The organism is Paenibacillus riograndensis SBR5 (assembly GCF_000981585.1).
GTDB lineage: Bacteria > Bacillota > Bacilli > Paenibacillales > Paenibacillaceae > Paenibacillus_AQ > Paenibacillus_AQ riograndensis.
In genome coordinates, this window is the sequence record NZ_LN831776.1 from 544,472 (window position 1) to 568,911 (window position 24,440).

The 24,440-nt window shown below is 53.3% G+C and carries 20 protein-coding genes and 1 riboswitch; of the genes, 9 read left to right on the forward strand and 11 right to left on the reverse strand.

What is annotated here, in order from left to right:
• Positions 1 to 36: 36 nt before the first annotated feature.
• The 5 genes from PRIO_RS02435 (at position 37) to PRIO_RS35875 (ending at position 4,880) form a co-directional block, all read left to right on the forward strand.
• Complete coding sequence (locus PRIO_RS02435; RefSeq protein WP_197545436.1) at positions 37 to 1,641, forward strand: LytS/YhcK type 5TM receptor domain-containing protein; 1,605 nt, start codon at positions 37 to 39, stop codon at positions 1,639 to 1,641.
• Positions 1,638 to 2,366, forward strand: a complete 729-nt coding sequence (locus PRIO_RS02440; RefSeq protein ID WP_020425845.1) for a LytR/AlgR family response regulator transcription factor — start codon at positions 1,638 to 1,640, stop codon at positions 2,364 to 2,366. The genes PRIO_RS02435 and PRIO_RS02440 overlap by 4 nt, the downstream gene beginning before the upstream one ends.
• 124 nt (positions 2,367 to 2,490) lie before the next feature.
• Positions 2,491 to 3,765 (forward strand): L-lactate MFS transporter, encoded by a 1,275-nt coding sequence (locus PRIO_RS02445; protein ID WP_020425846.1) that lies wholly within the window; start codon positions 2,491 to 2,493, stop codon positions 3,763 to 3,765.
• Between the two features lie 510 nt (positions 3,766 to 4,275).
• Positions 4,276 to 4,707 (forward strand): hypothetical protein, encoded by a 432-nt coding sequence (locus PRIO_RS02450; protein WP_020425847.1) that lies wholly within the window; start codon positions 4,276 to 4,278, stop codon positions 4,705 to 4,707.
• 11 nt (positions 4,708 to 4,718) lie between these two features.
• The gene (locus PRIO_RS35875) at positions 4,719 to 4,880 is read left to right on the forward strand and encodes a hypothetical protein (RefSeq protein ID WP_020425848.1); all 162 of its coding nucleotides are present in this window, start codon (positions 4,719 to 4,721) and stop codon (positions 4,878 to 4,880) included.
• A gap of 643 nt (positions 4,881 to 5,523) precedes the next feature.
• Here PRIO_RS35875 and odhB read toward each other — a convergent pair.
• Entirely contained in the window at positions 5,524 to 6,816 is a 1,293-nt protein-coding gene (gene odhB, locus PRIO_RS02455) for a 2-oxoglutarate dehydrogenase complex dihydrolipoyllysine-residue succinyltransferase (protein WP_046501039.1), read from the reverse strand.
• Between the two features lie 50 nt (positions 6,817 to 6,866).
• Positions 6,867 to 9,737, reverse strand: coding sequence for a 2-oxoglutarate dehydrogenase E1 component (locus tag PRIO_RS02460; RefSeq protein WP_046501041.1), 2,871 nt, complete (start codon positions 9,735 to 9,737; stop codon positions 6,867 to 6,869).
• Between the two features lie 438 nt (positions 9,738 to 10,175).
• A riboswitch (cyclic di-GMP riboswitch) is annotated at positions 10,176 to 10,269 on the forward strand.
• 29 nt (positions 10,270 to 10,298) lie between these two features.
• On the opposite strand from PRIO_RS02460, the gene PRIO_RS34595 reads away from it, so the two are divergent.
• Positions 10,299 to 10,454, forward strand: coding sequence for an anti-repressor SinI family protein (locus tag PRIO_RS34595; RefSeq protein ID WP_020427233.1), 156 nt, complete (start codon positions 10,299 to 10,301; stop codon positions 10,452 to 10,454).
• A 93-nt stretch (positions 10,455 to 10,547) separates the two neighbouring features.
• Here the strand turns inward: PRIO_RS34595 and PRIO_RS02465 are convergent, their stop codons facing one another.
• From PRIO_RS02465 to PRIO_RS02505, 9 genes are all read right to left on the reverse strand, one after another.
• Positions 10,548 to 10,880 (reverse strand): helix-turn-helix domain-containing protein, encoded by a 333-nt coding sequence (locus PRIO_RS02465; protein WP_036706095.1) that lies wholly within the window; start codon positions 10,878 to 10,880, stop codon positions 10,548 to 10,550.
• 255 nt (positions 10,881 to 11,135) lie between these two features.
• Positions 11,136 to 11,744, reverse strand: a complete 609-nt coding sequence (locus PRIO_RS02470; protein WP_020427231.1) for a TasA family protein — start codon at positions 11,742 to 11,744, stop codon at positions 11,136 to 11,138.
• A gap of 85 nt (positions 11,745 to 11,829) precedes the next feature.
• Positions 11,830 to 12,417 carry a signal peptidase I SipW gene (gene sipW / locus PRIO_RS02475; RefSeq protein ID WP_020427230.1) on the reverse strand — a complete coding sequence of 196 codons (588 nt, stop codon included), beginning with the start codon at positions 12,415 to 12,417 and terminating at the stop codon, positions 11,830 to 11,832.
• Positions 12,418 to 12,439: 22 nt separating this feature from the next.
• Complete coding sequence (locus PRIO_RS36365) at positions 12,440 to 13,666, reverse strand: hypothetical protein (RefSeq protein ID WP_020427229.1); 1,227 nt, start codon at positions 13,664 to 13,666, stop codon at positions 12,440 to 12,442.
• A 1,179-nt stretch (positions 13,667 to 14,845) separates the two neighbouring features.
• A complete protein-coding gene (locus PRIO_RS02485; RefSeq protein WP_020427228.1) occupies positions 14,846 to 15,823 on the reverse strand; it encodes an aldo/keto reductase in 978 nt (325 codons plus the stop codon).
• Between the two features lie 51 nt (positions 15,824 to 15,874).
• Complete coding sequence (locus tag PRIO_RS02490; RefSeq protein ID WP_025705674.1) at positions 15,875 to 16,087, reverse strand: hypothetical protein; 213 nt, start codon at positions 16,085 to 16,087, stop codon at positions 15,875 to 15,877.
• 208 nt (positions 16,088 to 16,295) lie between these two features.
• On the reverse strand, positions 16,296 to 16,856 hold the full coding sequence (locus PRIO_RS02495; RefSeq protein ID WP_020427226.1) for a PadR family transcriptional regulator: 561 nt from the start codon (positions 16,854 to 16,856) through the stop codon (positions 16,296 to 16,298).
• A gap of 6 nt (positions 16,857 to 16,862) precedes the next feature.
• A complete protein-coding gene (locus PRIO_RS02500; protein WP_020427225.1) occupies positions 16,863 to 18,383 on the reverse strand; it encodes an MDR family MFS transporter in 1,521 nt (506 codons plus the stop codon).
• A gap of 212 nt (positions 18,384 to 18,595) precedes the next feature.
• On the reverse strand, positions 18,596 to 20,368 hold the full coding sequence (locus PRIO_RS02505) for a bifunctional diguanylate cyclase/phosphohydrolase (protein WP_407944478.1): 1,773 nt from the start codon (positions 20,366 to 20,368) through the stop codon (positions 18,596 to 18,598).
• A 274-nt stretch (positions 20,369 to 20,642) separates the two neighbouring features.
• On the opposite strand from PRIO_RS02505, the gene PRIO_RS02510 reads away from it, so the two are divergent.
• From PRIO_RS02510 to PRIO_RS02520, 3 genes are all read left to right on the forward strand, one after another.
• Positions 20,643 to 21,011 (forward strand): metal-sensitive transcriptional regulator, encoded by a 369-nt coding sequence (locus PRIO_RS02510; RefSeq protein ID WP_039786745.1) that lies wholly within the window; start codon positions 20,643 to 20,645, stop codon positions 21,009 to 21,011.
• Between the two features lie 114 nt (positions 21,012 to 21,125).
• Positions 21,126 to 21,326: a copper ion binding protein gene (locus PRIO_RS02515; RefSeq protein ID WP_020427222.1), complete on the forward strand. Its 201-nt coding sequence runs from the start codon at positions 21,126 to 21,128 to the stop codon at positions 21,324 to 21,326.
• Between the two features lie 112 nt (positions 21,327 to 21,438).
• Complete coding sequence (locus PRIO_RS02520; protein WP_020427221.1) at positions 21,439 to 23,892, forward strand: heavy metal translocating P-type ATPase; 2,454 nt, start codon at positions 21,439 to 21,441, stop codon at positions 23,890 to 23,892.
• Positions 23,893 to 24,440: the final 548 nt, after the last annotated feature.

Sequence of the window (24,440 nt, forward strand, 5' to 3'; positions counted from 1 at the left end):
CTGCTGCAATTGTTCGAAAGAGCGGCGCTGCTGCTGATGTGCCTCTTTGTGCTGACACGGGTGCCGCGGTTTAAAGAGATTTTTGTCCAGGGAGCTTATGCTCCCCAGGAGCTGGCGATGGTGACGGTAATCTTTAGCCTGTTCGCGATCTTCGGGACCTACACGGGGATTAATGTCGAGGGGTCGCTGGTGAACGTGCGGATCATCGCTATCGTCGCCGGCGGAATCCTCTTCGGTCCCTGGGTGGGCCTGATCACCGGGGTCATTTCCGGAGTTCACCGTTTTCTGATTGATATTGGCGGAATTACTTCGGTCCCCTGCCTGATTACGAGTATTGCAGCGGGGATGGTCTCGGGTGTCATTTACCGCCGTACTTCGGCAGAGCACCGCTGGATTGCGGGCATCCTGGCCGGGATGGCCTGTGAAGCGCTGACGATGGTGCTGATTCTGGTCATGGCCAATCCGGCGTCGCTTGGTGTGGATATCGTTTCGAAGATCGCTTTTCCGATGATTGCCGGCCAGATCAGTGTCGGTCTTATAGTCTTGCTCGTTCAGAGCGTGGAAGGGGAGAAGGAACGGATTGCCGCGAAGCAGTCCAAGCTGGCTCTGGATATTGCCAATAAGACCCTGCCTTATTTTCGCAGCATCACTCCCCAGTCGCTCCGCATCATCTGCGGGATTATTAAGGAGGACATTGGAGCCGACGCGGTAGCCATTACCGATACCCGCTACATCCGCGCCTATGTCGGCGTTGGAGAGGAGTATTATGCCGAGACGAATGAGATTATCAGTGAAGAGACGAAGATGACGCTCCGCAGCGGCGAGATTACGATCCGCGACGATGATACGGAGTATATGAACCGGGCGATTCGTTCGCTGATTATCATTCCGCTGAAAGAGAAGGGCGAGGTCACAGGTGCGCTTAAAATTTATTACACCAAAGCCCACAAAATCACTTATTCATTGCAGGCAATGGCGGTGGGGCTGTCACAGATCATCTCGACGCTAATGGAAGTGTCGCGGGTGGAGGACATCAAGGAGATGGCCAACAAGGCGGAGCTGAAGGCATTGCAGACAAGCATTAATCCCCATTTTCTGTTCAATGCGCTGAACGCCATTATTTCTTCCATTCGCATTGACCCGGATAAGGCGCGGGAGCTGATCGTCAATCTGTCGGGCTATATGCGCTACAATCTGGAGCTGACCGACGAATTCATCGATATCCGGCGCGAACTCCAGCAGGTCCAGCAGTACGTGGAGATTGAAAAAGCGCGCTTCGGCAGCCGTCTGGCTGTGGAATATGAGATTGACGAGCTGGAGGTGCGTATTCCCAGTCTGATTATTCAGCCTTTGGTGGAGAATGCGATTGTTCACGGCATTTTGAAGGTGAGAGGCCAAGGTACGGTGACCATCTCGGTAAAAGATCTGGGAAGCGCGGTGCGGATCGGCATTACCGATACCGGTATAGGGATCAGCGAGGAAACGATCGGGAAGGTCTACAGCGGAAACATGCCGGATCACAAAATAGGACTGTACAATGTGCATCAGCGGGTGAAGCTAATTTACGGCAAAGGCCTGACGATCCACCGGCTGGATCAGGGGACGGAAATTTATTTTGACGTGACAAAGGAGCAGCGATGAGAGCGATAATTGTAGAGGATGAAGTGCTGGCAAGGCAGGAGCTTGCCTTTCTGATCGGAGCAAACAGCGCCATAAGGATTGCCGGAGAGTTCGAGGACGGTCTGGACGCACTGAAGTATCTGCAGACGGAGGAAGTGGATGTGATTTTTCTGGATATCAATATTCCTTCCATCGATGGTGTGCTGCTGGCCCAGAATATCAGCCGGTTCTCGGTCAAGCCCTATATCGTCTTTATTACCGCGTACAAGGAACATGCTGCCGAGGCCTTCGAGATCGAAGCCTTCGACTATATTCTGAAGCCTTACAGCGAAACGCGGATCAAGGCGATGCTGCATAAGCTGGAGGTGGCATTTGCTGCGCGCGGACATCAAGGGGAAGAGGAGCATGTGAAGCTGAGCGACAAGGTCAACCTGTGGAAAAATGAGAAGATTATCGTCGTCGATGCTGATGAGATCTATTATGCTTCCGCTCAGGAGAAAACGACAAGTGTCATTACTAAAGGGGAAGAGTACAACATGGCGCTCAGCATCAGTGAGTTTCACAGCCGTTTGCCGCAGGACCGCTTCTTCCGCTGTCACCGTTCGTATCTGGTGAACCTGTCCAAAATCAAGGAAATTATCCCCTGGTTCAACAATACCTACCTGCTCCGGCTGCGTGATCTGGACTTTGAAGTGCCGGTCAGCCGCAGCAAGGTGAAGGAATTCAGGCAGATCATGCGCATTTAACGGCAGTTCATTCCCTGTAGATGTCATCTCATTCCGGATTTCTCTCAAGAAAGTGCAAGTTCGCTACAATGAAGAGGCAAAGAAAGCCTCGAAGCGATCAATAGAGAGAAAGAAGGAATTGTCCATGACGACTATAGCGGGCAGCAAGCGGTGGCTCATTGTGTTAGGTACAGTGATTATGCAAATGGGACTGGGCACGATCTATACCTGGAGCCTGTTCAATGCGCAGCTTGTCAGTAAATTCGGCTGGGAGCTCAGCTCTGTCTCGATAACTTTTTCCATTACCAGCTTTGCCCTGGCCTTCGCGACACTGTTTGCGGGGAAACTGCAGGACCGGCTCGGGCTCCGCAGACTGACCGCTGCCGCAGGGATTATGCTGGGTCTGGGTCTGATCTTCAGTTCACAGGCCCGCTCCCTTCCGATGTTGTACCTGCTGGCCGGTGTAGTTGTTGGTTATGCGGACGGAACAGCGTATATTACGTCGCTGTCCAATCTGATTAAATGGTTCCCGAAGAACAAAGGCTTAATCTCCGGTGTATCGGTGGGTGCCTATGGAACAGGAAGCCTGCTCTTCAAATATATCAACGGCAGTCTGATTGATTCCGCAGGAGTATCAAATGCCTTTCTGTACTGGGGCCTTATGGTCATGGCCATGATCGTGATCGGCTCGATGCTGGTTCGGGAAGCGCCTGTGGCCGTACAGGTACAAGCGGCTCCGGGGTCAGCAGCTCCTTCAACTGCTGGTGTTTCGGGTGCCGCCGTTTCAGCGGCGGCGAAAGACTACACCGTCAAAGAAATGCTCCGCACCAAGGAAGCCTATCTGCTGTTCGTGGTCTTTTTCACCGCATGCATGAGCGGCCTCTACCTGATTGGTGTCGTCAAGGATATCGGCGTTCAGCTTGCAGGGCTGAATATCGCTACGGCGGCCAATGCCGTGGCAATGATCGCTATCTTCAATACCGCCGGACGGCTGATTCTTGGAGCGCTGTCTGACCGGATGAGCCGGCTGAAGCTGGTCAGCGCCACACTTCTGGTCACTGCCATCGCGACGCTGACGCTAAGCTACGCCACCCTAAGCTATGGGCTGTTCTTCACTTGTGTGGCTGCCATTGCTTTCTGCTTCGGGGGGAACATTACGGTGTTCCCGGCGATTGTTGGCGACTTCTTCGGCCTTGCCAATCACAGCAAGAACTATGGCATCGTCTACCAGGGCTTCGGGATCGGCGCGTTGTCCGGCTCGTTCGTCGCTGCGTTCCTCGGCGGCTTCAAGCCTACCTTCACCGTCATCGGCCTCTTGTGCATCCTGGCCTGTATCCTTGCGGTTTCCCTGAAGCCTCCGGTGCAGAAGCAGGCCAGAGAAAAGGGAATAAGCCTGAAGCCTTCACGGCGTACGGCTTGAGCCATATATAGATTTATGCCGGCTTGAAGTACATTACTAGACAAAGAGAATAGTATTCGAAAAAGAGATATCCAGACCACCGTGACGGGGGTGGGTATCTCTTTTTTGTGCTGCCTGCACGGATATAATACAGGCTTATGGAAGGACAGCGGGGCTGCTTCTGTGAAATGATGTACAGAAGAAAACTATATAGATTGAACTATCAATTTTGCCGGAATGATTAGATGAGGTAAGCGCACTGAGCCTATATTCACAAGACAAAGCTCCTTTGATGGGTGAAGCTTATACGTTTGGCGGTGAAGCTTTCGAATCAGATTTTGTTGTACAGAATGCAGGATTTCTATCGTTTAAGGCGCCAAGAACATTATTTGTTGTACAAAATGCAGGATTTCAGCCTGTCCAGCCTGTTCAACACTCACGTTGTTGCATAATGTGCAGGATTTCCACCTAGTTGGCTTAATCAGCACTCATATTGTTGTAAAATGTGCAGAATTACTTAAGCCGAAAAGGATGGCCGCTTATTACCCGTATGAGTGGAAGCTGATGGATTTTGCCAAGTCGGGTGAGCAGATTGCCTATTATTTCAGAGGGGAGCCGCTCTCTGAGAGATCGGGCAGCCTGCTGCAGTTTGCCTACAAGGAGCAGCGGATAACAGACTATTCCGCTTATCCCAGATATCCTACAAAGGCAGAGTTGGACAGCAGCCCGTTCTACCGTCAGACATTAAGTGAGCTGATTGACGAGGCGAAACAGGATCAGAAGCGGAATCTGTTGTTCATGAAGGCGGTGCCTTGGACTGAAGCGGTAGGTGTGCAGGCGAAATATACCAGGCAAGGAGCTTTTATCGATCTTAGTGCCACCCTGCTTCATGGGGGCGAAGTGCAGGTATATCAGGAGCCGGGGAACAAGCCGGAGAAGCTCAAGGTAGAAGGCGGGATATAGTCTACAATCATGTGGACAGGCCGGATATCAAGCCGGGTTTCAGCTACCATTATCTGAACTGGTACAACGAAGCGCAGGATGCGTATTATACGCTTACCACCCACGGGGACCGGATATTGACCAAGGAGCAGCTGCTGAAGCTGGCGGGAGAGTTGATGAAGGGCGGGTTGTAGACAGGACGGGGGGCAGGGGGCCTCATGGAGAGCCCCGTAGAGAGCGAGCCTTATGGAGAATCCCATGGAGAGCCTCATATGTAAAGCCTCATGTAAAGCCTCAAGGAGAGCCCCACGGAGAGCCTCATGGAGAGCCTTATGCAGACAGAGCGGCTGCACCCTCCTAACTCATGGAGCTATAGACATAAAAGTGTACAATGGCCCCGGCTTCCACAAACTTTGCGAAGTCGGGGCCATTGATTTAACTTTGGCTGCTTAGCTCACTCCGTTTAAGTGGAAAAGTATCACTAATCCTGGCCCAGCCGGTCTGAAAATAAATTTAGTGGGAAAAAGTATCACTAATTCAGCTAAAAGTGGCCGTATGGGGCTAAATTTCCTGGATTAGATGGAGAAATTCCCACTAATCTTCCCTGATGTGCGAATTTTGGGAAATTAGGTGGAGAAATTCTACTTGCCCATCTGCCGGGTAACGTTGCGAAAGGGATGCCGACGCAAGAAGTCCTCAGAAAGCCGGTGTTATAGCGAAAAGAGGGCTATGCGAACGTTGCAACGGTCCGCACAGCCCCCTTGAATGAAATTATCCCTAGATTTGTGGTGATTTGATGTCCCCGAGTTATACAGGCTTAGCCTTCTAAAGGCAAGGCTACCCTTCCAGCAGCAGCGCTTCAGGATCTTCCAGCAGCTCCTTGACCTTTACGAGGAAGCTAACCGCTTCGGAGCCGTCTACAATGCGGTGATCATAGGACAGCGCGATGTACATCATCGGGCGGTTGACGGTTCTTTCTTCGTCCAGGGCGATCGGACGGAGCTGGATCTTGTGCATGCCGAGAATGCCGACCTGCGGGGTGTTGAGGATCGGTGTCGACATGAGCGATCCGAATACCCCGCCATTGGTGATGGTGAAGGTGCCGCCCTGCAGCTCCGGAAGGCTGAGCGTATTGGCGCGGGCCTTGGAGGCCAGCTCGCCGATCCGCCGCTCAATTTCCGGGAAGCTCAGACGGTCCGCGTCGCGGACAACCGGCACTACGAGGCCTTCCTTGGCAGACACGGCAATGCCGATGTCGTAGTATTTCTTGATCAGGAGATCCTCGCCGTCGATCTCAGCGTTCAGCAGCGGATAGGCCTTGAGCGCGCCGATCACGGCCTTGGTGAAGAAGGACATGAAGCCGAGTCCGACATCATGCTTCTCTTTGAAGGCATCCTTGCGCCGCTTGCGGAGGTCGAGGATTGCGGTCATGTCCACCTCGTTGAAGGTGGTCAGCATGGCCGCAGTCTGCTGCGCCTCGACGAGGCGGCTCGCGATGGTCAGCCGTCTGCGCGACATGCGCTTGCGCTCGACGGCTTTGCCGTCCTCCTGCGGCGCAGAGCCCGCCGCCGCAGGCTTCGCCGGAGCCGGCTTCACTGCCGCCGGCGGAGCGCTTGGCGCAGCGGCCTCCGGCCGGGCTGCGCCGTGGTCCTTCACATCGGCCGCAGCAATCCGGCCGATAGGGTCGCGGGCGCTGACCTCGCCGAGGTCGATGCCCCGCTCCCGCGCAAGCTTGCGCGCCCCCGGCGAAGCCAGGGCCGCAGTGCCTGCCGCCGCTCCTTCCGGTGCGGCGGGAACAACCGGCGCGGCCGCGGCTGGCGCGTTGCTGCCCACAGCCGCCGCTTCCGGCTGGCCGCCGTCAGCGGCCTGCGGCGCAGCAGCGCCTGCCGTGCCGGCGCCGCTGCCGATGATGCCGATCGTCTCGCCGACGGCCACATTCTCGCCGGCCTGGCGCAGGAGGGAGGAGATGACACCGTCCTCCTCCGCGCTGATCTCCAGGTTGACCTTGTCGGTCTCCAGCTCAGCCAGCACATCCCCCTGGCCGACCGTGTCGCCTTCTTTTACCAGCCACTTGTAGATGGTTCCTTCGGAAATGGATTCGCCCAAATCGGGTACTTTAATTTCGGACACAGGCCGTTACCTCCCCAAATAGAATAGTTTCATTATCGTGACACCGCCCTCTAGCGGGAAGACGGTACAGCCGCTTGTACTTGCGAATTCAATTTCAGGGCTTCTGTAACTATACGCCGCTGTTCAAAAGTATGCACGTCAGCATAACCGCTGGCCGGGCTGGACCGCTCCGGACGGCCGATATACTGCACCTTGACGTTCTGCGGAGCGATGGCCCGCAGCCGGGGTTCGGCATAACTCCAGCCGCCCATGTTCTTCGGTTCTTCCTGCACCCATACGATTTCTGTAAGCGAGCCCAGTGCACTCAAGTGCGCAGCCAGTTCCCGTTCAGGGAAAGGATACAGCTGCTCCAGACGGAGGATATGCAGCCACGACCAGTCCTGGTCTTTGCCAGCCTCCAGCTCGGTCTGCAGATCCAGAGTCACCTTGCCGCTGCACACCACCAGCCGTTTGACTCCGCCGGGGTTGCCGCCGAGAAGCGGTTCTGGCAGTACAGGCTGGAATTCGCCCGAAGCCAGTTCGGCTCCGGAGGAAGTGCTGCGCGGGTTGCGGATCAGGCTCTTGGGGGCCATGATCACGAGCGGGCGAGCATCGCTCTTGCCGCACAAAGCGGCCTGGCGGCGCAGCAGGTGGAAATATTGTGCGGCAGAGCTTAGGTTCGCCACGGTCCAGTTCTCCTCTGCGGAGAGCTGCAAATACCGCTCCAGCCGCGCGCTGGAATGCTCAGGTCCCTGGCCTTCATAGCCATGCGGCAGCAGGATCGTCAGATTGCTGCGCTGCGTCCATTTGGCGCGCCCGGCAGCGATGAACTGGTCAAAGATTACCTGTGCGGCATTGGCGAAGTCGCCATACTGTGCTTCCCAGATCACGAGGGTTTCGGGTGCGAACACGTTGTAGCCGTATTCGTAGCCCAGTACCGAGGCTTCCGAGAGCGGACTATTGTACACCCCGAAGGAAGCCTTGGCATCGCTAAGCTGGTGCAGCGGGGAGAACAATCCGCCCGTCTCGCTGTCGTGCAACACCAGATGGCGGTGCGCAAAGGTGCCGCGCTGGGAATCCTGGCCGCTTAACCGGATCGGTGTGCCATCCTTCAGGATGGTGGCAAAGGCCAGTGTCTCGGCCAGGGCCCAGTCGATCCGTTCCCCGTCATTCAGCGCATCCTTGCGGCGCTGCAGAATCCGCTCCAGCTTCGGATAGACCTTGAAGCCGTCCGGCACTGTCAGGAGCTCGCGGTTGATTCTCTGCAGCTGTTCCAGCTGCACTGCCGTGGATTGCGGCTGGGAGGCTTCACTCTGTACCGGAACGGAGGTCTTGGTTTCACCGTTTTTGTGTTTGCCATCCTTCATCAGATCGTAGGCTTGTTGCAGCACTTTCTCCGCTTCAAGGTTCATCTGCTTCACATCATCTGCCTTGATGATATTGTCACGCTGCAGGCGTTCTGCATAGACCCGGTACACAGTAGGATGGTTGCGCACTTTGCTGTATACAATCGGCTGGGTAGTCTCCGGATCGTCCATTTCATTATGGCCGTGGCGGCGGTAGCCGATCAGGTCAATGACGAAATCCTTTTTGAACTGGCTGCGGTAAGCGCTGGCCAGACGGACGGCGGCGATGCAGGCCTCCGGATCATCGGCATTCACGTGAACGATCGGAATTTCATAGCCTTTGGCTAGATCGCTCGCATAATGGGTGGAACGGGAATCTTCACTTTCAGTGGTGAACCCGATCCGGTTATTGACGATAATATGCACGGTGCCGCCATTGGAATACCCTTTAAGTTTGCCGATGTTGAGCGTTTCGGCGACAATACCTTCACCAGGAAAAGCAGCGTCCCCGTGCATCAGCACCGCCATGGCCTTGTTCGTGTCAAGCTGCGGCAGCCCCGGAGAATTCCGGTCCTCTTGAGCTGCGCGGGCAAAACCTTCAACAACCGGGTTGACGAATTCCAGATGGCTCGGGTTGTTCGCCAGTGTAATGCGGGTGCGGACGGTCTCACCTTCGCGCACGGCACGGTCTGCGCCCAGATGGTATTTCACGTCACCCGTCCAGCCGTAGTTAATGCCCATGGAGCCTTCGGAAGGGAACAGCTCCTTGTTGGGGGAATGATGAAATTCCGAGAAAATAATATCATAGGGCTTCCCGAGAATATGAGCCAGCACATTCAGGCGTCCGCGGTGGGCCATACCCATCAGGATATGTTCCGCTCCATCATGCGCGGCGGCACGGACAATCTCGTCCAGCATAGGCACCAGCGCATCATTGCCTTCCAGGCTGAAGCGTTTTTGGCCGACAAAGGTTTTATGCAGGAAGGTCTCGAACTGCTCTACCTGGATCAGGCGGTTCAGCAGCTCCTTGCGCTCGGCATTATTCAGAGGGGCCGGAGAGCTTGTGGACTCTGCCTGGCTGTTCAGCCAGCGCAGCTCCTGTTCGTCGTGCACATGCCCGAATTCGTAGGCGATAGTCTGCGTATAAGCCTGGAGCATCCGGTGAACCGCGTCCCAGGCGGTATGAACATCCGCCGGCGCATTCTCCCAGATCAGCGAGGCGGGCATAGCGATCAGGTCCTCGCGGGTGAGATCATAGGTTTCATAATCCAGCCATTTCGCCATAGGGTTATTCCCCTGCTCAAGCGGATCGATATTAGCGGCCATATGGCCATATATACGAATATTGGCGATTAGCTTGGAAGCTCTTACGGCCTTTCTCAGCCACTCGGTGCCTCCCGAAAGAGCCGGCTGCGGGGCCGGTACGGCATCCGGAGCAAGCGGAGGAGGGCCGGAAACAGTAAATAGATCACGGTAATGATGTTCTACTGAAGAGGGATCTTTAACGAATTGCTCATATTTCTCTTGAATATAGCCCAGATTGGGGCCGTGATACTTACTCCAAATGGATTCGTTATAGGGCTCTTTAACTGCCATGAATACATCCTCCTAACGGATGAACTCCACGTGGCCGCATGGTGGCTTGAGCGCCCAGTGGAGCTGCGATGTTTACGGTTTCATTTCACATCTTATTGTGCTACTTTCAAGACGTGTAATCAATTCATACTTTCGGGGAATCCGTTCGCAAAACGGCATGATTCAGTCCGGAAATGATGAAGAACGGATATTGGTTGCAGAATCAGGATTTGCAGCCGGTTCAACTAGTAACAATGACCTATGTATAAATCGGAAATGTTCATCAACAGCTTCTTAAGACATATTTTTTGGACAAAGGTTAGCAAAAAAAGCTATTCTTTTGCACTACTTAGCATAAAAAATTTCCAAATAACGACACACTTTTCGTGTAAGATATTGTATAATGTTATTGCGGATAACGGTTTCATGGTTTCTAACCAGATCCTTTCATGTAAAGGGTCCAGTAAAGGGTAAACCTGCCGAAAGGCAGGGACACAAAGTCTCGGGTCTACTGTAGAGATGCTGGAGCTACTACGACGGCCGGACTGCCTGGGGACGCATAAATTCTAGGAGGAGATATTCTTGGATAAGTCCAACCAGGGGAATGACGGAGAACTGCTGACGGGTGATCTGGATTTAGAATGGGTGTATTTGCTGATGTCGGCCAAGAAGGCAGGGATCGAGGCGGATGAAATCCGCCGGTTTTTAAACGAAAAAACAGCATTGCAGGCGATGTAGAGCGTTTATTATGGGGAAATACATACAGAAAAGGGCACAGCAATCATACGCTGTGCCCTTTTCTGTATCGCTGGAGCCTGCGGATGACCGCCATTATTGATCCTTCTGCTCCAGCCGCCATTTTTGGTAATCGAGAAACTCTTTGAATTCCCTCTTGCTTATACCTGAGGCCATGGCTTCCTGGACAAGCCGGAACCATTCGCCGTCCAGGGAGGATTCGTCAGCATCCGAAGGTTCGCCATAGAGCAGACTGTGGATGGAAACCTGGAGCGCGTCAGCGATTTTTTCGATAAATTGGATTGAGGGGTTGGATTGAATATTTCTTTCTACATTGCTTAAGTATGATTTCGCAACATCAGCCTTGTCCGCCAGTTCGGATAAGGACCAGCCTTTTTCCAGACGGAGATGGTGGATGCGACTTCCCATATTATCCGGCACGATTACAACGCCCCTCCGTACTTTTTGTTAAAATATAAGGATTTATACGGTTACGCCAATAATCATCCTCATATTTCTCGCCGAAACGGGTGCCGCCCGTAAGACGCAGAGCCGTTTCCACTTGTCAGTATAACAAATTTCCTTACAACGGACAAAAATCGTTGCTACAAGGGAAAACAGCCTAATCTGCTTCCGGATTCGGAATCAGGATAGGCTGCTTCAGAAAATGCAGTCCGCTATGAATTAGTAATCCTTTTTAGGGCCTTGTTTGGCTTCGAAATTCCAGGTCAGCTTCAGCTTATCCTTTTGGAAATAGTTTTGTGCTTCGCCAGTATCCACGAATTCGAACTTGACCGAAAAGCTGTCGCTGCTCTGTGCTTTGATGCCGTCAGCTTCAGTGAGAATTTGATCCCATCCGGTATTTTTGACCAGATCCGGGGTTTGACCCTTCAGGGCGTCCAGTGTAGTTTCATATACCACAACTTCCGGTGAGATGATCGTTCCTTTATCGTTGTTCTTCAGAAATTTAACCTTGATGAATTTGCTGAGATCGACACCGTTGTTGTCGCCGAGGGTATCTGTAACCTCAGTGGTGGTTTTCAGCAGAATCGAGCCGATATCTAAGGTTCCGTCATTTTTAAGCTTAAAAGTTTTGGTTACGGTGTCGCCCGGTTTCAGGTTTTGGATATCCACAATTACGGAAGGATCGGAGTTCAGATCCAGTGTGCCTGCTGCGAAGGTAGCCGTACTTGTTGCAGTATCACTAAAGTATGCGAAGGTCCCTCCGCCAATCAAAGACAAACCGAGTGCTGCCGATGCGATGCCAAGACCCAATGTTTTTTTGATACCCATATTCGAATTCCTCCTCTGATTTGTGTAGCTGTTGATAAATGTATTATTGTATCTTCCGTTTCGTAGGCGGAAGCGGACAATCTGTTCAGGATTGTATGTCAGTTCCCGGCGGCGCTTGGGGGAGCGCGGTGTTTTTTTTCTCAAGGGCGCTCAGTGCCTTCCAAGAGCTGTAGAGTGCATAGAGCAGGAGCAGCAGTCCGGGCACAATCATCAGGACCACACTGCCGGCTTTGGAGGCGGCAAAATTCATGGCATATCCTATATAAGGAACGGTGACTCCGGTATACTCGGCTACAACATTCCCCGAACTGACAGGCGTCATATCGACAGCATCATTGTTATCGCCTTTTGTACGATAGACCACTTCTCCCGCAGCATTTTTTGCAGAAGCATCCACAATGCGGTGAGTGATCAGAATGTTGTCCTCGCTCATGAAGGTAATGACATCGCCCTTTTTGAAGCGGGTCATATCTCCTCCGGGCTTTAAGGCGACTATGGAGCCGGTCTGAATGCCAGGTTCCATCGAACCGGATAGCACCGTTTTGATCTCATAGCCGAAAAGGGCAGGCTCACCCCCCGAGGCTCTGGACACTACTACGGCTGCTGCCAGCACCACGAAAATCAAAACCATCACTGCGGATAATGTATGGCTGAGTATTTTTTTGATAAGCATGTCAGTTTCCACCTTTAATGAGTTATGGTTCCGAAGGCAATGCGGTCGTGTCCGGACCCGGAACCGGAGTCTCTGCTGCCTGTAGTTCTTGGGCAGTTGCTTTGGTCATGTCTCCATCCGGAGTTGTGATTGGGTTATCGGCGGCTGGTGCCGGAGTGGTGCTGGCTATCGGTTCTCCAGAAGCTCCGGCATGTATTGCCTCAGGTTCAGGAGTAGCTTCAGGTGAAGCTTCCGGTGTGGCTATAGGAGTTGGTTTAAGTGCAGCCTCCGGTGTGCTCGCAGGTGTGGCCCCAGGTGAGGCTTCCGGTGTGGCTTTTGGTTCGGCCTGGGCGTTCTCTTCCTTTTCCTTTTGCTGCTTCTCATGGTCGAGTTTTGCTTCTTCATCTTTTTTGGCCTTTTCCAGGGCTTCCTGGCGGGCTTTCTCAAGCTCTTCAAGCCGCTTGCTCCGGGTCTGGCTGAGAAGCTGCTGCTGGAGCTCCAATCCTGATATATCTGCGGTTACTGCCTCCCTGGCACTGTTCAGCTCAGTCTCCAACTGCCCGTATGATGAAATCAGCTCATTGGACAGATCTCCCGGAGGCTGGATAAATGGAGTCAGGACCGGTAAGGATTGCAAGGGTTCTTCCGCGCTAAAATGAAGTTGGTTGTAAACAGCCTCGTTAACCGTTGACGGGGATGGAGCTGTGTTGTTCTGAATAGCTCTCAGGTAGCTGACAATTCCGGTTATGGAAGCACTGAAGGATTCGGAGAGCACGCCGCTTTGGTTTACACTGCTCTGCAGCTCGTTAAAGAACTGCTCATCCCTGATTTCCAGACAATTGGGATCCAGGTCGATCATATAGCCTCCAATCTGCACCAGGACTGCAGCTGCCGCGCTGATCTCTGCATGAATTAAATTCCAATTCTCGTTGTTAGCCGCCGTTTGTTCGTCGATGGCATTCAGATCCGACTGAAGCTCTGCCATCTGCCTTGAAATCTCGTGTTCGGCTATCTCAAGCTCCTCCAAAGACATGGACTCCACTCCGGAAATGCCCGGAACGCCTGCCTGTGGAGTGTAATTTTTCAAAGATGCCTTTAAAGCTGCAGCCGCATTGAGATGGTCTTTCAACTCATTGAGCAGCTGCTTGACGGATTCAGGGAATACCTTGCAAAAGCCAATGGTACCCGCAGTCTCTGCGGTACTGCTAAACCCTCCGTAAGTACTGCCTATCTGGCCGGAGGTGTACAGGAGCAGAACGGATACGGCCATGCTGGACTGCAGGATGCGAAGACCTTTTTTATGGTTTTTTCGTTTACGCCGTTTGGCGGATCTGGGGTACAGAGGCGGGTCCCCCTCTCATAGCTTCCTAAGAATCTTATTCGCTATATTCGTTCTTAATTAAGAACGATTTCGTAAGGAAATCATACACTGCCGACCAGGGAAAAGAAAAATGCTGATTTCGTCTAAATGTTCGCAATAAAGACCATGTATTATTGATTATCTGCGGATATCTGGTAATATCGCTGTTTTTCGAAAAAATGTTCTTGATTAAGAACACGAGAGAAGAGGGGACGTCTGTCTAATGAGGAACATCTGGAGGGCGTTGGATGGGGAGTGGATTGAGGGAGTAGACAGTCGGCTGGGAGACTGACAGAAATGGGCGACAGGGCCAAATGAGAGGTAGAAGTACCTTTGATTTGGCTCGAAATAGGCGGCAGGGGCAAATGAGAGGTAAAAGTACCTTTGATTTGGCGGGAAGTGGGCGAGAGTGCAAAAGCGATGTCGTCGGACGCCATTGCCCGTGCGGCCGCAGGAGGGAGCGGTAATCCAGAACAGGGCAGGGTTAGGCTCACGGGAGCCGAGACATAGTGAGGTGGAATAAGTCCACTTAAAATGGACGAAAAAGCTTCTCCAGTAGGGAATAGTGGGAAAAAGTATAGTTAATTTAAGCAAATTCGGCGGTAAAGGTGCCGATTTTCCAAATTAGTTATCCTTTTTCCACCTAGCACTTACGGGAAAGCAGGATGATGGGAAATTAGGTTTACTTTTTCCACTTGGGCCTGGGGAACTGGGGGCCTTGGAGGAATGGGCGAGCTAAGCGAACTAGGCGAGCTAAGCGAACTAGGCAAACTAAACGAATTAGGGGACTAAACGAACTAAACGAACTAAGCGAACTGGGTGGTCTGGGCGAACTAAGCGAACTGGGGAACTGGGAGGTCTGGGTGATCTAGGAGGTCTGGGCGAAAGACCAGTCCATCCGATAAGGGGCGGCCAGGCCGTCTGAATCTATAATCCAACACGGCTGCGCTGCCCAGTGAGGAGCGGTGCAGCCATCTTGGTTGTAAAACCTTAGATCCCGCCCCCATCATGGAGAGGAATCCGCCACTAACACAGAAAACCCAGCCCTCATTGAGAGAGCCGGGCCATCGGCAAGAGACATGCTTGCCATTAAGGCAGCTTCTCGCCGCGCGAGCTGACGTACAGGTCGTACCATTCCCTGCGGGACAGCTCCAGCTTGCCGGCATCCCTGCAAGCGGCGATCCGCCCAGGATTTACCGTGCCGATGACCGGCTGGATTGCAGCCGGGTGCGTCATCAGCCAGGAGAGGACAATCGCCTCGGGCGTAGTGTTTTTTTCCTCAGCCAGCGTCTTGACCATGGAGGCTGTATTCACGATATTCTCCGGCTGCCCTTCCAGAGGGCGGCCGCTGAAGATCCCCTGGGCCAGCGGCCCCCAGGCCTGAAGCTGAATGTTCTCTGCCCGGCAGTGCTCGATGGTGCCCTCAGGAAAGGTGATATCCTTCCAGGGCTCCCGGTTGACACTGATTACGGCATCGACCCAGCTGATTTTGGCCAGGCTCATATGCAGCTGGTTCACGATGAAGGGTTCATCGCAATAGGCCTGAAGCAGCTTGATCTGGGCGGCGCTCATATTGGAGACGCCGAAATGGCGCACCTTTCCCGCCGCTTTGAGCTGGTGCAGCGCCTCGGCGACTTCCTCAGGGTCCATCAGCGGGTCGGGCCGGTGAAGCAGCAGGATATCGATATACTCCGTTCCCAGGCGGGTGAGGGTTCCATCGACACTGTTCAGGATATGTTCCTTGGAAAAGTCGAACACATTGGAGCGGTCACCCGGCTCCATTAGCTTGATTCCGCATTTGGATTGCAGAATGATCTCATCCCGCAGCCCCGGACGCTCCTTGAAAATCTGTCCGAATACCTTCTCGGCTTTCCCGCGGGTGTAGATATCGGCATGATCAAAAAAGTTAATGCCGATGGCCAGCGCGGCTTCCACCGCCTCATGGCCCTGCTTCACATTTTCGGCTGTAACCGGTTCGTGGTCCCAGCCTCCGCCAAGCCCCATGCATCCCAGGGCGATGCGGCTGGCGGGGATACTGCGTTTGTTCAGCGGCAGCGTTTTTAGCAAGATGATCCCTCCGTGACAATAGAATTGCAGCTCAAAGAGTATTGTACATCTTCAGAATCCGGTATGGTACTTCTTGTCGCTGGAAGAGCGGTGTTTGGTCCCTTCCTTGTCCTTCTCTTCCTGTTTCTCCAGGTTCAAATCCTCCACCGGAATGGGATCAACATTGCGCTCGCTTTCATCCAGATCAAACAGACTGGGGTTCTCTGTAGGGTACTGCTCGGGATGGTCCCGCTTGTCTCCTTGGAGCTTGTTGTCTTTGTCCATGCGTCTTCGCCTCGCTTTCTGGAAGTGTCCGGGAACCGGGGCTGTGCGGTCACTGGCAAGCCGGCCGGTTTCCGGTAGTTTGCTCTTTAATAAACGGATTATCTCCCCTGTAAACAGGAAAAGGCCCTCAGGGGGCCCATTTCCATACATAGTGTATTTCTCTTGTGGTAAAGATGCCATCCGAATCAAAAACAGCAATGCCGCCGGGCTAGAGATCAAGCGGTGTGCCGATATCATTCAGCTTTCGTGCTGACACGTCCTCGTAGAGACGCTTCAGCCATTTCAGCTCGGTCAGGCTATGCTCGTATTTGCCATACATCATATGCAGCGACGAACGGGGAACGGTGGGAATATGCTCCTCATAGACCTGATAGGCATAGTTCACCTGGTGTTCGGTTTCGCGAATCCGCTCTTCCAGGAGCTTTTCCACCTTGCTCGGATCGATATGCCGTGAGAACGCAAGTGTGGTGTAGAACGGATGGAAGATCAGATCGTTTTTTTTGATCTGCTGCAGCACAAGCTGCTCGAACAGGGTCTTGCCTTTATCCGTAATGCGGTAGATAGTCTTGTCCGGACGGTCGCTGCTGCGGATCACCTCTACGGCTTCGATATGGTCTTCTTGGGCCAGTTTGTCGACGGCATAATACAAAGACCCCATTTGCAGCTTCATGTTCCGGTCCATTGTCCGTTCCTTCATCACCAGCTTAATCTCATAAGGATGCATATTCCGTTCCAGCAGCAGGCCGAGAATTACCATTTTCATCGACATGGCAGGTTACCTCTGCCCATCGGCAGGTTGCTGCTTTTTGCTGCGAACCGTAAGACGGTCGCCCGGCATCAGGAGGACAAACACAAATCCGAGCACAGCGGGAACCAGCGCCCACAGAAAGGTATGGGCAATTGAGCCGGACAGCGCATTGGTGATTTTCTCCAGTACGGGAGCGGGAATCTGGGCTCTGGCCTCAGGGGTCAGGGCCGCGCGCGGATCACCGAACGATGAGGTGTCGGCACCTGCACCGAAGGCGTCGCTCAATCCATTTGTGAAGCTGTTGCGCTGGATAATGCCAAAGATCGTAATGCCGAGCGTCATGCCCAGCGACCGCATAAAGGTGCTGGTCGAAGTGGCGGAGCCGCGCTGGCGCATGTCGAAATGATGGATTGAGGACATGCTGAGCACGGAGAAGGAGAACCCTACGCCAAAGCCGGTCAGCGCCATGAACATATTCAGCATCAGCCGGGAGGTATCCGGGGCCAGCGTGCTCAAAGAGAATACCCCGGCCACGAAGCAGACAGCCGACAGCAGCATGATATTGCGGAAGCTGGTCTTGGTGGTCAGCAGTCCCCCGGTCTGGCTGCCGATGACCGACCCGATCATCATGGGCATGAGAACAAGACCCGAGTTAGTAGCGGATCCGCCGTATACCCCCTGCACGTAAATCGGGATGTAAACTGTGGCAACGATAAAGGCAGAGCCATAGAACAGCGCCAGGATACTGCTGGTGGCGAACAGCCGGTTGCGGAACATGGAGAAGGAAATGACCGCCTCAGGCGCCACCCGTTCAATGAACAGAAAAACAATCAGCAGCACGGCAAAGCCGCCGAACAAGCCCATAATTTGCGCTGAATCCCAGGCATATTGATTGCCGCCCAGCTCCAGGGCAAACATCAGGCAGATCACTGCCCCCACCAGCGTGAAGGCGCCGCCCCAGTCAATACGCTGCTTGGAGTGGGTGACGGATTCCTTGTAGGACAGAGTGACCAGAATAAACGCGATAACGCCAATGGGCAGGTTGATATAGAACACCCACTGCCAGCCAACATAGTCAGTAATGTAAGCGCCGAGAAGAGGACCTACCACGCTGGAAATGCCAAAGACCGCGCCGAAGAGTCCGGTCAGCTTGCCTCTTTTTTCGGGGGGATAGATATCGAACATAATGGTGAAGGCAATCGGCATTAACGCGCCTCCGCCAATCCCTTGAATCGCCCGGTAGATACTGAGCTGGGTGATGCTGGTTGCCGTTCCGCACAGGGCGGAGCCGGCCAGGAATACAATCAGGCCAAAGATAAAAAACCGCTTCCGGCCATACATATCGGACAGTTTGCCGAAGATCGGCGTTCCGGCCATAACCATGACCATATAGGCCGAGGTCACCCAGACGATTTTATCGAGTCCGCCCAGTTCGGAAACGATGGTGCCCATAGCTGAAGCTACGATGGTATTGTCCATAGCGGACATAAGGATACCCAGCAGCAAGCCGACAACTACAAGCTTAAGGTTGCTTTCTTTACTATGCATGTTTGCAGACTCCTTCTGAAAAAGTTTCGTGAGCCTCATTATAGTCAAATTTGAATAGGGTAGCAAGCTTTTTTTTATAAAAATTTTAACGGATTTTTGCCTGTCCAGATGCCTTGAAATCAAGGGGTAAGCACAAAAAACCGCCGCCCATAGGGAAGAACGGCAGTAGAACCAAGTATTCCAAAAATGCGGCAGCTTCATAACCGATCCGCCTAGATTGCCGCTTCGCTTCCGCACACCTCTCTTTTTTCAATATACCGGATAAAAAGTTCGGTTAGCTCAGGGTCGAACTGGCTTCCGGCACAGGCGCGAAGCTCAACAACAGCTTCCTTGAACGATTTGGTCGGCTGATAGGGCCGTTCGGTGGTCATTGCGTCGAAGGAGTCGATAATGGTCAGCATGCGGCATAGCCGGGGGATTTCATCGCCTTTGAAGCCGTAGGGATAACCTTTGCCGTCATAGCGTTCGTGGTGCAGCTCGATATAAGGAGCCAGATCCTTGAATTTTTCGTTGGTCAGCGCCATTTCCTTGCCCCAGGTGACATGCCATTTGACCATTTCCCATTCCTCCAGCGACAGCTTGTCCTTTTTATTCAGAATTCCCCAGGGGATCTCCAGCTTGCCGATGTCATGAATGAGTGCGCCGAGTGTAAACTGCCTTTTGGAGAGGGTGTCCAGATTCAGCAGCTCGCTGATGTCCATCGCATAGCGGAAGACGCGTTTGGAGTGCTTGAAGGTCTCCAGGTCCTTGTACATAAACAGGTTCAGCTGCTGCTCAATATCGCGCACATCCTGGCTGAAATCGATATCCTGCTCCAGCAGTGACTGGCTGCCATAGGTATGAACGAGGTTTTTGCCTTGTTTTTTGGCATAATAGAGCGCCTGGTCGGCATGGTCTACAAGCTCTGATTTGAAATGGACATCCGGCTGGTACGCGGCGATGCCGGCAGAGAAGGCCAGACAGCCCTGGGGAAAAATTTCACTCCCTTCAAAACGGGAATGGTTAAGGGTTCTGCGCAGGGACTCCATAAAGTTTCTGGCCGCCGCAGCATCATAGCCCGGCATCAGCAGTGTGAATTCTTCCCCGCCATAGCGGGACACAATAATGTTCGTGTTCTCCGTCTCCCTTTTCAGCAGCTCCGCCAAAAAAACGATCAGCCCGTCCCCCTTGAGATGGCCGAAGTGATCATTGTACTTTTTGAAATCATCGATATCGATCATCGCCAGGGAGAGGGCGGTGCCGCTGATCTTTGAGCTGCTCATCTCCTCTTCCAGCGCCTGCTCAAAATAACTATGGGTGAACAGCCCTGTTCGCGGGTCGCGGTTAAAGCGTTCCTCAATATCACGGTACATGCTGAACAGCCGCTTGAAGGAATAGGAAATGAGAATGCTGAGGCACAGGAACAGGCCCAGGCCAACCATGTGATTATGGTACAGCAGAATCGTCAAGACCAGCGACAGCACCAGCGTACAGGCATAGGCGAGGATAGTGTCAGTAAGCATCCCTTTGAGGGTATTGTACAGATTTTTATGGAAAACAACGTAATAATAGAAGCCGATCAGCAGGGTATTGAGGATAAAATATACAGCCATAGCGCTTACATAAGCTTCCAGGTGGCTGCTAAGCAGCGGTCCCTGCATCCCGCCCAGGGCGGTAAAGATAAATGAAGCTGAAGCAATCATGATGCAATAAATGGAAAAGTTATTGATGTGCTTCCCCGCCGTACTGCCCCATTCCAGCAACAGCAGCACCAGGGAGCTAAGCAGCAGTACCATAAGGGTGAAGGAGAGGCCGAAAATAAAAATGCAGGCTAAATAAACGGAGGAGTCGAGTGACAGCCCGTTTCCTTGCGGGGGAAGCTGAAAGGTGAAGACGGTCAGGATTACAGCCGCTCCCGCCATGGCGGTAATCCAGCCCCAGGCGGAAAATGAGAAATGCAGAAAAGAACCTTCACTGTAAATAACAAACAAGCCTAGCCCGATCAAGCATATGATAAAGGAGTACAAGTGTTCTGTTGTGCAAGAAGCCGCTGTTTATCCGTCTGAACAACGCTGCCCCTCCTTTGCGTCGTAATGGAGTATGCCTGCTTATCCGAAATTACTGGAATTTCATTAGGCGGGTTCAAAGGAGCCTTTAAGGTATACATTCGCTTTCTGAAAAGAAACTCCTGCTAAATCATGACAAATGTAGTGGATGTTCGGGAAAGTGCGGAAAAGAGAACGAAAGTATTGACATACCCATGGGGGGTATATTATATTGATGTTGAGGAGGCTGATTCCTGTGTCTACCAATGAGAAAGAGCACGCGGGGCATTCCTGCGGAGACGATTGTCATACCTCTGCTCCCGGCGTACGCAAAAGTCATCATTCAGCGGAATTCAAGAGCGGGCTTACCACCCGGCTCAACCGGATTGAAGGCCAGATCCGCGGCGTTAAGGGGATGATCGAGCGCGATACCTACTGCGATGATGTGCTCAACCAGCTGGCGGCAGTCCAGGCTGCCCTGAACAGTGTCGGCAAGCTGCTGCTGGAAGGGCACATGAAGAGCTGTATTATTGAGCGGATCGAGGCCGGGGAGCATGAAGTAATCGACGAGCTGCTGGTCACGGTCAACAAGCTGATGAAATAAGGCACGGGAGCTAAGCTGATAAACTTAAGGGGCTGCTTCCGAAGGAAGTGTTCCATTAAACTAAGCAGATGCTTCCAAAGCAATGCTCCATAAAACTTTTAGGAGGGTTAATCAATGTCTAATGTAACGTTGAATGTAGAAGGAATGTCGTGCGGTCATTGTGTCAGTGCGGTAGAGAAGGCGGTAAGCGGTGTGGGTGCCGCAGCGAAGGTGGATCTGCAGGCCAAGACGGTAGCTGTAGATTATGATGAGAACAAAGTAAGCCTCAGCACGATCAAAGCGGCCATTGAAGATCAGGGCTACGACGTAGTCTGATTGGAACTGCGCATATAAGGGCTTGGAGCGGGGAATCCTTGTGATTTCAGAGGCGCCAATGCCCTTTCTTTTACAAAATATTATACCCCAAGGGGGTATGGAGGTGGAGGGTATGGAAAAGACAGCGGAAACCCCGCTGCAGCAGACTACTCTGCAGATTACAGGGATGACCTGTTCTGCTTGCGCAGCACGGATTGAAAAAGGGCTCTCCCGCATGGAGGGCGTGTCGAAGGCCAATGTAAATCTGGCGCTGGAGCAGGCGACCGTCGGCTATGACCCTGCTGTTGCAGGCGTGCCGCAAATCGAGGAGAAGATCCGTTCGCTGGGCTATGATACCCGCAAGGAATCGGCGGATTTTGATATTTCGGGCATGACCTGTGCGGCTTGTTCTGCACGGATTGAGAAGGTGCTGGGGCGCACACCCGGCATTGCGGCAGTGAATGTGAATCTGGCGCTGGAAACGGCGCATGTGGAGTACGCGCCAGGGAGCATTGGCGTGTCCGAGATTATGGAGAAGGTCAGCAGTATCGGCTATAAGGCAACGCTGAAGCAGGACCGCAAGGAGCAAGCCGATCAGCGGGGGCAGGAGATCCGGCACAAACGGAACAAATGGATAATTTCAGCGATCCTCTCGTTTCCGCTGCTCTGGGCGATGGCGGGCCATTTCTCCTTTACGGAATGGATCTGGACGCCAGAGCTGCTGATGAACCCGTGGTTTCAGCTGGCACTGGCTACACCAGTGCAGTTCATTATCGGCTGGAAATTCTATGTCGGCGCCTATAAAGCGGTGAGAAACGGCAGCGCCAACATGGACGTCCTGGTGGTGCTTGGCACCTCAGCAGCCTATTTCTACAGTCTGTATCTGACCATAGACTCTTTGAGCATGAGTGGAATGAGTCATACGGTTGACATGTATTATGAGACCAGCGCCGTTCTGATTACACTGATTCTGGTCGGCAAATGGTCCGAAGCCCTGGCGAAAGGCCGTTCCTCCGATGCCATCCGCAGCCTGATGGGCTTGCAGGCCAAGACCGCACTGGTTGTTCGTGACGGTGCCGAGCTCAGCATCCCGGTAGAGGAAGTCATTCCGGGCGACATCGTGCTGGTGAAGCCGGGAACGAAGGTCCCCGTTGATGGAGAGGTTGTCGAAGGGCTGTCCTCCGTGGATGAATCCATGCTGACCGGAGAGAGCATTCCGGTGGAGAAAAAACCGGGGGACTCTGTAATCGGGGGGACATTGAACAAAAACGGCATGCTGCGGATCAAAGCGCGCAAGGTAGGCCGGGATACCGCGCTTGCACAGATCATTAGAGTCGTTGAGGAGGCCCAGGGCTCCAAAGCGCCGATTCAGCGGATCGCCGATGTGATTTCCGGCATTTTTGTGCCGATTGTTGTGGGGATTGCCGCTGTGACCTTTGTGATCTGGTTCCTCTGGGGCGCTCCCGGCCAGTTCGCCGAGGCGCTGGAGAATGCTATTGCCGTGCTGGTTATTGCCTGCCCATGCGCGCTCGGTCTGGCTACGCCGACCTCGATTATGGCCGGATCGGGGCGTGCGGCGGAGTTCGGCATTTTGTTCAAGGGCGGAGAGCATCTGGAAGCGGCGCAGGGGATTCAGGTGGTCGTGCTGGATAAAACAGGTACCGTTACGAGCGGCAAGCCGGTGCTGACGGACATTCTGACGACCACCGGCATTGCAGCGCATGGCAAAGAGACCGCAGAGAACCGCCTGCTGGCCCTTACGGCGGCTGCAGAGAAGCTCTCGGAGCATCCGCTGGCTGATGCGATTGTTGCCGGTGCCGCCGCCAGAGGTCTTGAACTGCCGGAAGCCGGGGAGTTCCGGGCCGTGCCGGGCCGCGGGATCACCGCAGTTGTTGGCGGGCAGACCGTAAGTGTAGGCACCCGCAGGATGATGGAGGAAGGCGGTGCGGAGCCTGGACCATGGGCGCCCCTCATGACGAAGCTGGAGCAGGAAGGCAAAACTGCGATGCTTGTGTCTGTGGAGGGCGTGATCGCCGGGGTAGTAGCGGTTGCCGACACCATCAAGGAAACCTCGCGGGCAGCGGTCGCCAAGCTGCATGACATGGGCATTGAAGTGGTGATGATCACCGGAGACAACCGGATCACAGCCCAGGCCATCGCGGAGCAGGCCGGTATCCGGACAGTGCTGGCCGAGGTGCTGCCGGAGGGCAAGGCCGCGGAAATCCGCAGATTGCAGAGCGGCGGAGTCAAGGTAGCCATGGTCGGCGACGGCATCAACGATGCGCCGGCCCTAGCGACAGCGGATACCGGGATGGCTATCGGCACCGGGACCGATGTGGCGATGGAAGCGGCGGACATCACGCTGATGCGCGGCGATCTCATGAGCATCCCGGATGCGGTCATGATGAGCCGCAGAACGATGCGGAATATCAAGCAGAATCTGTTCTGGGCGCTTGCCTACAATACGATTGGCATCCCGATCGCCGCCCTGGGCTTCCTGGCCCCGTGGCTGGCCGGGGCAGCCATGGCCTTCAGCTCTGTTTCGGTCGTCCTGAACGCGCTGCGTCTGCAGCGGGTGAAGCTGTAATTAGAATAAGCACGCCAAGTCTCCTGTCTTACGGAGCTTGGCTTTTTTTATAATATAAGCATTTTGTATACTGTTCGCTAAGCAAATTCACTCAAAAGGGTGGAAATCAGCCAGATTCGATCGCCTTTTTCCAACTAACGCTGGCTAAGAAGCAGGTGAACAGTGCTAGTTGGAAAAAGGGAACTTATTTCTCTCGGAAATCAACAATTGTGAGATCTAAGTGGAAAAAGGGAGCTTAATTGGGCCGTATTTCCTGATAAAGGGCGAAATGTGCTAAATTAGTTATCCTTTTTCCACTTAACCTGCGGAGAACAAGGTGTTTGAGCAAATTAGTTATCCTTTTTCCACTTGGAATTGCTGAAGGACACATAAAGGGTTAACCCTCGAAAATCCTGCACGGAATACAACAAAGTGTGTCTAAAGCAGGCCGAATGGGTGGACATCTTGTACGATTTACAACAATCTGTGTCCTAATTACGCTAACCGGACAAAAATCTTGTGAATTGTACAACAATGTAGGCGCGGCTTCACCAAATGGACGAAAATCC

Bases quoted from the DNA above. Each gene is read 5' to 3' on its own strand.
- PRIO_RS02435 (WP_197545436.1), top strand. From the start codon at position 37: ATGTGCCTCTTTGTGCTGACACGGGTGCCGCGGTTTAAAGAGATTTTT.
- PRIO_RS02440 (WP_020425845.1), top strand. From the start codon at position 1,638: ATGAGAGCGATAATTGTAGAGGATGAAGTGCTGGCAAGGCAGGAGCTT.
- PRIO_RS02445 (WP_020425846.1), top strand. From the start codon at position 2,491: ATGACGACTATAGCGGGCAGCAAGCGGTGGCTCATTGTGTTAGGTACA.
- PRIO_RS02450 (WP_020425847.1), top strand. From the start codon at position 4,276: ATGGCCGCTTATTACCCGTATGAGTGGAAGCTGATGGATTTTGCCAAG.
- PRIO_RS02460 (WP_046501041.1), bottom strand. From the start codon at position 9,737: ATGGCAGTTAAAGAGCCCTATAACGAATCCATTTGGAGTAAGTATCAC.
- PRIO_RS02465 (WP_036706095.1), bottom strand. From the start codon at position 10,880: ATGGGAAGTCGCATCCACCATCTCCGTCTGGAAAAAGGCTGGTCCTTA.
- PRIO_RS02470 (WP_020427231.1), bottom strand. From the start codon at position 11,744: ATGGGTATCAAAAAAACATTGGGTCTTGGCATCGCATCGGCAGCACTC.
- sipW (WP_020427230.1), bottom strand. From the start codon at position 12,417: ATGCTTATCAAAAAAATACTCAGCCATACATTATCCGCAGTGATGGTT.
- PRIO_RS36365 (WP_020427229.1), bottom strand. From the start codon at position 13,666: ATGGCCGTATCCGTTCTGCTCCTGTACACCTCCGGCCAGATAGGCAGT.
- PRIO_RS02490 (WP_025705674.1), bottom strand. From the start codon at position 16,087: ATGGACAAAGACAACAAGCTCCAAGGAGACAAGCGGGACCATCCCGAG.
- PRIO_RS02495 (WP_020427226.1), bottom strand. From the start codon at position 16,856: ATGTCGATGAAAATGGTAATTCTCGGCCTGCTGCTGGAACGGAATATG.
- PRIO_RS02500 (WP_020427225.1), bottom strand. From the start codon at position 18,383: ATGCATAGTAAAGAAAGCAACCTTAAGCTTGTAGTTGTCGGCTTGCTG.
- PRIO_RS02510 (WP_039786745.1), top strand. From the start codon at position 20,643: ATGTTGAGGAGGCTGATTCCTGTGTCTACCAATGAGAAAGAGCACGCG.
- PRIO_RS02515 (WP_020427222.1), top strand. From the start codon at position 21,126: ATGTCTAATGTAACGTTGAATGTAGAAGGAATGTCGTGCGGTCATTGT.
- PRIO_RS02520 (WP_020427221.1), top strand. From the start codon at position 21,439: ATGGAAAAGACAGCGGAAACCCCGCTGCAGCAGACTACTCTGCAGATT.